The organism is Microvirga calopogonii (assembly GCF_003347665.1).
GTDB lineage: Bacteria > Pseudomonadota > Alphaproteobacteria > Rhizobiales > Beijerinckiaceae > Microvirga > Microvirga calopogonii.
In genome coordinates this window covers 1-7,180 of record NZ_QDGA01000171.1, presented here as the reverse complement: position 1 = coordinate 7,180, position 7,180 = coordinate 1, and the positions used below count along the sequence as shown (strand labels likewise).

Below are 7,180 nucleotides of genomic sequence, written 5' to 3'. Positions count from 1 at the left end.
GCCGCCTCGACCCTGGCCCGCAAGCGCCGCGCCCTGGAACGCAGTCTGGATGATATCCTGGCCGCGCCGACCGCCTGTGATCTCGCCCGCGCCCTGCAGAGCAAGGTCCGGCGCGCCCGCGATCAGCTTCTGACCTTCACTCACTGGCCTGGACTGGTGGAGGCGACCAACAACGCCTGCGAACGCGCGCTCAGACCGGCCGTCATTCAGCGCAAGGTGACCAATGGCTATCGGGCGATGTGGGCGGCCAAAGGCGAAGCAGACATTCGCACGGTCGTCGACACGGCTCGTCTCGGCCCGGGAACCAACGCGTTCAAGACAATTCTTCAGACCGTGTCCGCCTGAATCTCAGCTCAAAATGAGGCGTGGGTAATTACGAGCGAATCAAAAGATGGATCATCGGTCACCCCCGGATTGGTTGTATGCGAACGCTTTGATCAGCAAGGGGAGGCTCGTGGCGGAGGCTTGCGCCTCCGGCCGCGTACATTCGGTCCAGTCTCGCGGTATGGCAAACGAGCCGCGGTGGGCGTCGCGCAGGCTCAATGTCTCGACACCCGAGACGCAGCGGGCCTTCAGAAAGACACACCGTTGTCCGCGCAGCGGATGGAACGGGTGGATGACCTCAGCCGATCCCAAAGGTTGGTTGGATCCAGGTGCAGTTCGCTGAGGGTGTGCCCACGGCCGGCGACAGGATCGCGCAGGAGGTGGTCAAACGATATCTCGAGCCGATCAAGGAGCCTGTCGTCCATGGTGACTCTTACGGGTATCGCCCAGCCGATCCGCGACCGATGCGCTCAGGTAGACCGGTCAGCGCTGCTGGCTGTTCGACCGGGTGCTCGCCGTCCAATGGTACTTCGCCAGCATCGATTGGGAGTTCCTGCTCAAGGCGGTTCGTCGTGCGGCATGGCCGGCCCGAGAGGATCGTCGCCGATGCCAGGGAGACCAATCATGAAGCCGTCCTGTCGTGTGATGCTGAGAGTCGGCGGCAGAACCGTTCAAGACGCCGGCTCAAGCCGATCAGGACCCAGTAGAGTCAATATCTCACGGCATCGAGCAGGATCGCTGCGCCGTCAAACCCGCGTGCGATCGATGGTCGGCTTCAAGTCCGCTGACAGTGCCCGCGCGATCTTGGATGGCAACGAGTTGATCCATATGCCGCGCAAATAGCAGGCGAAATATGCGTGCAATCGGCAGCTATCGCTCGCCGAACAGTTTCACCTGCTCGCCGCATAAGTACGGCACGATACACTGCTACTCTCTCGTTCCTGTGCCGGATTTGCAAGAGAATCGACATGACAACACTTCTGCGTGTCACAGATCTCTCTCTTCCTGGTAATCACATAGTAAGCACCAGAAACATTTTGCCGCGGACGCGCTGTGGCCCAACAATTGCATGCGCCGATCCCGTACATCACTCAGCAACATCGCGGTACGCTGGAATGCTTCAGGAGGGCACACCAATGACTACACGGCACGAGAGGACTGACCCGGCGGTCGTGGCTGGGCAGGCCGTATATACACCCCGCATGCTCGACGTTTACGATCTGGTGGTGCTCGGCCTGTCCAGCCCCCTTATCTGGAAGTGCCCGCCCCAACGTCTGCTCGACCGCTACAATGATCACGTGAGTGACCGTCACCTCGAAATCGGGGTCGGCACGGGCTGGTTTCTCGACCACTGCCAGTTTCCTTCCGGCCAGCCCCAGATCACGCTGCTCGATCTCAACCTGACCTGCCTCGCGCGGACCGCATCCCGGATCCGGCGCTATGACCCCAAATGCGTCTGTGCGAATGTTCTGGAGCCTTTTCAGCTTGAGACGGGCCCTTTTACCTCCATCGGCATCAACTACGTGCTGCATTGCCTGCCGGGTAGCATGGAGCAGAAGGCGGTGGTGTTTGACCACATCAGGCCTTTTCTCGCACCAGGTGGAGTCGTGTTTGGTTCGACGCTCTTGGCTAGGGGGATCCAGCGCTCCCGAATGGCCAGAGTACTGATGGGTTTCTACAATTCAAAGGGGATCTTCTCGAACGAACAGGACTGTGCCGAGGATCTGCGACGGGAGCTGGCCGCCCGCTTTGAGCAGGTGAGGGTGGAGACCATTGGCTGTGCCGCACTGTTTGCCGCCCGATGATGGAGCGGACCGCAGCCATGCTAAAGCGAACTTCGAGCTGATTTGAACCGAGAGCAGCGGTCTGTGCGTTGTTGGCCATATGGCACGGGAGACAAGTTATGCCAGCCTTATTCCAGCGATTTGCGCGAGCACGTTCCGGCTGCCTATGAGCAAGGAGAGGGCAGCCAGGTTGCCATTGCCTGCCGCTTTCGGGTGTGCCCCGCCACCGTGTCGAACCGGATCCGCCCGCCAGGAGGGCCGGCGCTGCCCGAGGCCGGGCCGCGGAGGACCGCCCGGTCGGCTAGGATCCCATGATCTAGCGCTGCTGCGAGGGCTCGTGGCTGAGACCAACGATTCCTACCTGGATCAGTACGCGGAGCGTCTGTTTGCGCTCACCAGCAAGCGGATCAGCCGACCGGTGATGTGCCGGACGCTGCAGCGCCTCAAGCTGACGGTGAAAAAAAGACGCTCCGGGCGGCCGAGCAGGAGCGGCCCGAGATTGCCGCCGAGCGTGAGGCTTACCGCCAGCAGATAAACCACCTATTCGTGGAACGCTTGGTGTTCCTCGACGAGAGCGGGGTGACGACTAAGATGGCCCGCACCCACGCCCGAGCGCCGCGTGGGCAGCGCGCCTATGGGTCGATCCCGCTCGGCTCCTGGCAACGGCTGACGGTTCTAGGGGCCCTCGCGTGTGACAGACTGGTGACCACGATTAGCATCGAGGCGTCCACCTCCACGTCGGTGCTGCTGGGCTATCTCGAACAGGTGCTTGTGCGGGCCCTCAAAGGCACGAAGCCGGACGCCATTCTGGTGATGGACAACCTGCGCCCGCATCACGCCACAGAAGTTCGCGACCTGCTGAATCACCCCGGCATCGGACTGATGTACCTGCCGCGCTACTCGCCTGAGTTCAACCCGATCGAGCCTGCCTGGGCTAAGATGAATGAGCGGCTCAAGACCAAAGCCGAGCGCAGTCTTGAAACCCTGGAGGCAGAGCTCAAACAACTAGCCCTCTACACCATCACCGCACAGCATGCCAAAGGCTGTATCAGGCACGCTGGCTGTGCTCTACACTGATCCAAAAATCCGCTTTAGCCGAAACTTGTCCAAGCTATTGATAGAGCCGAGAATGTACGACTGACGGAGATGTCCTCCACGTTAGGCTGGTGGGCAGACCGTCACACCGCCGCGATTAAGCGCCGATGTTGACCCGGTGTAGTCCTTCACCGCGCCTGCTCATGGTCCGGAAGTATAGGTCGCCAAAGCTCGGGGGCACTGGCTGCAATACGCCTCACCCAACGAGTGTAGGCGAGCATGGCCTTAGAAGCCGGGATTGACGCTGTCGAGCCCAACCGCATGCAGCGCCACGTTTGCACTGTGGGATATGGACGATACCACACCCTTCACTCCTCCGGCAGAGGCGTTGCCATCTCGGTGGCGCTAATCCGAGCCAGAAAGGTATTGCACTGGTAGGTCAATTGCAGTCGGATCTGGAATTCTGCTGGCGCCTATGATCGCGGCTGATGGAGCATTTGGTGGGTGTAGGCTCCGGAGCCGCCGAGCCGATGGATCTGCTCCTTCGCGGAGCGCCGCCCCTGCCAGCGTTTGTCATTTACACCAGCAATGCAAGCACAGCAGCCCTCGCGCAGCGGGTGCACTGGCTCAGCGTTGATTGACTGCCAAGTATGCCCCTGGACTCAACGACATCAAAGAGCGATGGCGCGATGTGAAGCGCCATGACCTTGCCCACCTGACCTTCACCCGCCCCGAAGACCTCGACCAGACGATCCACGAAGCCATGATGCAGCTCATTCACGAACGAAGCCGCGATCCGTTGGCCAACAAGCGAATCCTGGCTTAGGTAAGCTTCGCGACATCGCCTCTGTTCAATCCGGCGAGCATATCCATTATAGGCCGGCCGCCGAGCTTCAGATCCGATGCGATCTCGGCTAGCGGCACCAGCACAAACTCACGCTCTCCTATGAATGGGTGGGGGAGGGTCAGACTGCGAGTGATCAGCTCAAGATCGTCATAGGTTAGAATGTCGATGTCGATGACCCGGGGCCCCCACTTCACCTCGCGGATGCGCCCAAGCTGCCGCTCCACCCGAAGGCACAGGGCCAGAAGGTCATCGGGCGCGAGATCCGTCTCGGCCAGGGCACAGGCATTGACGAACCAGTCCTGAGCAATGGGACCCCAGGGCTCCGTGCGGTAGTCCGCAGAGCGCACCATAATCCGTGCACCACCCTCATCCAGAGCGGACAGTGCCTTGGCAATGTTGGCGCGCTTGTCGCCCAGATTGCTGCCGAGGCTGAGTGCGACCTTAGCCATTGCGGGAGCGCCGGATCTGGACCGCAACACCGTTGAGAATGAAAGGCACCGGAGCCTCAGGCTTCTCGATCTGCACTGTCACGGCCGTAATCAGCTGGAACTGGGCGAGCACGGCTGCGGCAATTGCCTCGGCCAGCCCCTCGATGATATGGAAGCGGCGCGTTGTGCCAATCTCATGAACGAGCTTAGCCAAGCTCGCATAGCAGACGGTCTGCCGGTAATCATCCGCCTGCCCGGCAGGTTTAACATCAAGCAAGCAGGTCAGGCTGACATAGAAGCGCTGCCCGAGGCGGGCCTCTTCAGCATGAACGCCATGGTGAGCATAGAGCGCCAGACGGGAGAGCGTAATCGTATCGCTCATGGCAGGTTCCTCAAGAGGATGTCGGCCACACGGCAGGCCTCCACATGAGCCTTGACGTCGTGGACGCGAACGATATCGGCGCCGCGGCTCACGGCCGCCACATGCGCTCCGAGAGTGCCGAAGAGTCGATCGCGCGGTGGGACATGGGGATCATAGAAGCGACTCAGGACCGACTTGCGAGAAGCACCTACCATCACAGGGAAACCCAGCGCCTTCAGTTCCGGCAGGCGGCGGAGAGCTTCAAGATTTTGGTCGGCTGTCTTGCCGAAGCCGATACCCGGATCAAGGATCAGGCGTGCATCTGGGATACCAGCTTGGCGGGCCAGAGCCAAGGAGTGCTCGAAGAAGCGCAGCATATCCGCCATGATATCGAGCGAGGCCTCGACCTCGGCCCGGTTGTGCATGACGATCGCGTAGGCATTGTAGTCCGCGATGACCGCTGCCATGTCGGAATCACGTTGAAGGCCCCAAATATCGTTCACGATTTTGGCCCCTGCCGCGAGGGCGGCTCGGGCCGTGGCTGCCCGATAGGTGTCGATCGAGATCGGCACCGTCAAGACGGAAGCAAGGTCGCGGATGATCGGCAGGACCCGCCGTTGCTCCTCCTGGGCTTCGATCGGTGTATGGCCGGGGCGTGTGGACTCTCCGCCAATGTCAATGATGTCGGCGCCTGCCTGCTCCATTTCGCGGGCATGCTTGACCGCAGTAGCATGGTCGCCGAACAGACCGCCATCCGAGAATGAGTCAGGCGTTACGTTCAGGACACCCATGATCAGGGTGCGTGTGCCGAGGTCGTTCAGGATCACCGTCATAGCTCACCTTAGTTCAGGAAAGGGTCTCTTTCTGTAGCGGTTTGCTCCAGAAGTCGAGATCTCTTCCATAGGAAGGCTCGGATCAAGAACCGGAACCAGCCGTCCATCAAAACATTCCAGGCCATCAGCGACTACGTACGGCGTGTTCTTCGGTCGTCTAACTTGAATCATTGTACCGGCCCGGACAGAGGTTCTCATGTGATGGAATGCATTATCATTGACATGCGCACATGGATTGGGTTTTTGTCGTAGAAGCGAGCGGGGTGAGTGCGTGGCGAGACACACGTTCACCTGTCCCGTCCGTTTCACGTTCGTCGGCACGTGAGCCGATCCGGTCGCAGCCTACCCGGTCAAAACAAGGAGCCCTGGTGAAGACCTTCGTCATCTGTTCCGGCGGACTGAATTCCGTTACGCGAGCACAAAGGCTTGCCGCTAACCGAACTCTCGCGCGCCCTATGCCCTTTGATCATGTTCAGCGCCACAAAAAGGAGCTGCGTTCGGCACGGGGCTGCGCTCTGCGTTTGAGCATGTTTCACAACATCATCGAGCTCTCTGCCACGGAACCTCTTCCGGCCGGATCGGCGGAAACCAGCAGCCAAGTGGTGGGCGCAAGCTCTCAAACGAGGCCTGAATGAGCTACGCCGTCAAAGAAATCTTCCTGACGCTTCAGGGTGAAGGCGTTCAATCAGGCCGGACGGCGGTCTTCTGCCGCTTTGCCGGATGCAATCTCTGGTCCGGACGGGAGAGCGATCGCGCAGCGGCTGCTTGCCGGTTCTGTGACACGGACTTCGTGGGCACCGACGGGACCTTCGGTGGACGCTATGCCACCGCCGCCGACCTGTGCCACTGCATTGAGGAGCATTGGGGCCCCGGGACCGATCACCGGCTTGTGGTGCTGACGGGCGGAGAACCGCTGCTCCAGGTCGATTCCGCTCTCATCGATGAACTGCACCGCCGCTCCTTCACAATCGCAGTCGAAACAAACGGCACCATTGAGCCCCCGCCGGGGCTCGACTGGATCTGCGTCAGCCCGAAAGGCAGCACCGAGCTCAAGATCCAAGCCGGCCATGAGCTGAAGCTGGTCTTCCTGCAGGAGGATGCCCCGCCCGAGCGGTTTGCCTCGTTAACCTTCGAGCGGTTCTCGCTCCAGCCGATGGATGGACCGGATCAGGTCGCGAACACGGCGCGAGCCGTCGAGTATTGCCTGGCTCACCCGCAATGGCGCCTGAGCCTCCAAACACATAAGTACTTAGGAATTCGCTGATGTGGGAACTCACCAAGTCGTTTAACTTCGAAGCCGCCCATACGCTCACCGGTACCACGCTTGGGCCAGCCAGCGAGGAGATCCATGGCCATTCCTTTCGGGCCGAGGTCGCTGTGCGCGGACTGCCCGATCCTCAAACGGGCATGCTGGTCGATCTGGGCCTGCTCGAGGGTAAGCTCGCAGAGATGCGCCGCACCCTCGATCACAAGTTCCTCAACCGGATCGAGGGGCTGGAGCGACCGACACTGGAGAACATCACCCGGTTCATCTTCGATCGGGTCCAGCACATCGGGCCAGTCGCACG

11 protein-coding genes and 1 pseudogene are annotated in these 7,180 nt (G+C 60.7%); 8 read left to right on the top strand and 4 right to left on the bottom strand.

Annotated features, from left to right (window positions below; all coding sequences use genetic code 11):
• The coding region (locus DDF70_RS34775) for an IS66 family transposase (protein WP_162820791.1) at nt 1-345 on the top strand (345 nt) is incomplete at its 5' end.
• Nucleotides 346-396: 51 nt separating this feature from the next.
• Here the strand turns inward: DDF70_RS34775 and DDF70_RS39445 are convergent.
• A complete protein-coding gene (locus DDF70_RS39445) occupies nt 397-636 on the bottom strand; it encodes a DUF5372 family protein (RefSeq protein WP_162820891.1) in 240 nt (79 codons plus the stop codon).
• Between the two features lie 248 nt (nt 637-884).
• Here DDF70_RS39445 and DDF70_RS38555 point away from each other — a divergent pair.
• The 4 genes and pseudogenes from DDF70_RS38555 to DDF70_RS34755 form a co-directional block, all read left to right on the top strand.
• A pseudogene (locus DDF70_RS38555) lies at nt 885-1,233 on the top strand (DDE-type integrase/transposase/recombinase); the annotation flags it as partial.
• Nucleotides 1,234-1,460: 227 nt separating this feature from the next.
• Complete coding sequence (locus DDF70_RS34765) at nt 1,461-2,129, top strand: class I SAM-dependent methyltransferase (protein ID WP_114949082.1); 669 nt, start codon at nt 1,461-1,463, stop codon at nt 2,127-2,129.
• A gap of 402 nt (nt 2,130-2,531) precedes the next feature.
• On the top strand, nt 2,532-3,185 hold the full coding sequence (locus tag DDF70_RS34760) for an IS630 family transposase (protein WP_114949081.1): 654 nt from the start codon (nt 2,532-2,534) through the stop codon (nt 3,183-3,185).
• Nucleotides 3,186-3,780: 595 nt separating this feature from the next.
• The gene (locus DDF70_RS34755) at nt 3,781-3,969 is read left to right on the top strand and encodes a hypothetical protein (protein WP_114949080.1); all 189 of its coding nucleotides are present in this window, start codon (nt 3,781-3,783) and stop codon (nt 3,967-3,969) included.
• Here the strand turns inward: DDF70_RS34755 and folK are convergent.
• The 3 genes from folK to folP are packed head-to-tail and all read right to left on the bottom strand — an operon-like array spanning nt 3,966 to nt 5,612.
• Nucleotides 3,966-4,439: a 2-amino-4-hydroxy-6-hydroxymethyldihydropteridine diphosphokinase gene (gene folK / locus DDF70_RS34750; protein WP_114949079.1), complete on the bottom strand. Its 474-nt coding sequence runs from the start codon at nt 4,437-4,439 to the stop codon at nt 3,966-3,968. The two genes, DDF70_RS34755 and folK, sit on opposite strands and share 4 nt — an antisense overlap.
• A complete protein-coding gene (gene folB / locus DDF70_RS34745) occupies nt 4,432-4,800 on the bottom strand; it encodes a dihydroneopterin aldolase (protein WP_114949078.1) in 369 nt (122 codons plus the stop codon). The genes folK and folB overlap by 8 nt, the downstream gene beginning before the upstream one ends.
• Nucleotides 4,797-5,612 carry a dihydropteroate synthase gene (gene folP, locus DDF70_RS34740; RefSeq protein ID WP_114949077.1) on the bottom strand — a complete coding sequence of 272 codons (816 nt, stop codon included), beginning with the start codon at nt 5,610-5,612 and terminating at the stop codon, nt 4,797-4,799. The genes folB and folP overlap by 4 nt, the downstream gene beginning before the upstream one ends.
• 230 nt (nt 5,613-5,842) lie before the next feature.
• On the opposite strand from folP, the gene DDF70_RS39440 reads away from it, so the two are divergent.
• From DDF70_RS39440 to DDF70_RS34725, 3 genes are all read left to right on the top strand, one after another.
• Nucleotides 5,843-6,247 carry a 7-cyano-7-deazaguanine synthase gene (locus DDF70_RS39440; protein ID WP_114949076.1) on the top strand — a complete coding sequence of 135 codons (405 nt, stop codon included), beginning with the start codon at nt 5,843-5,845 and terminating at the stop codon, nt 6,245-6,247.
• Nucleotides 6,244-6,876 carry a 7-carboxy-7-deazaguanine synthase gene (queE, locus tag DDF70_RS34730; RefSeq protein ID WP_114949075.1) on the top strand — a complete coding sequence of 211 codons (633 nt, stop codon included), beginning with the start codon at nt 6,244-6,246 and terminating at the stop codon, nt 6,874-6,876. The genes DDF70_RS39440 and queE overlap by 4 nt, the downstream gene beginning before the upstream one ends.
• Nucleotides 6,876-7,180, top strand: a 305-nt coding sequence (locus DDF70_RS34725) for a 6-pyruvoyl trahydropterin synthase family protein (protein ID WP_162820890.1), incomplete at its 3' end; no start/stop codon positions are given. The genes queE and DDF70_RS34725, both read left to right, overlap by 1 nt.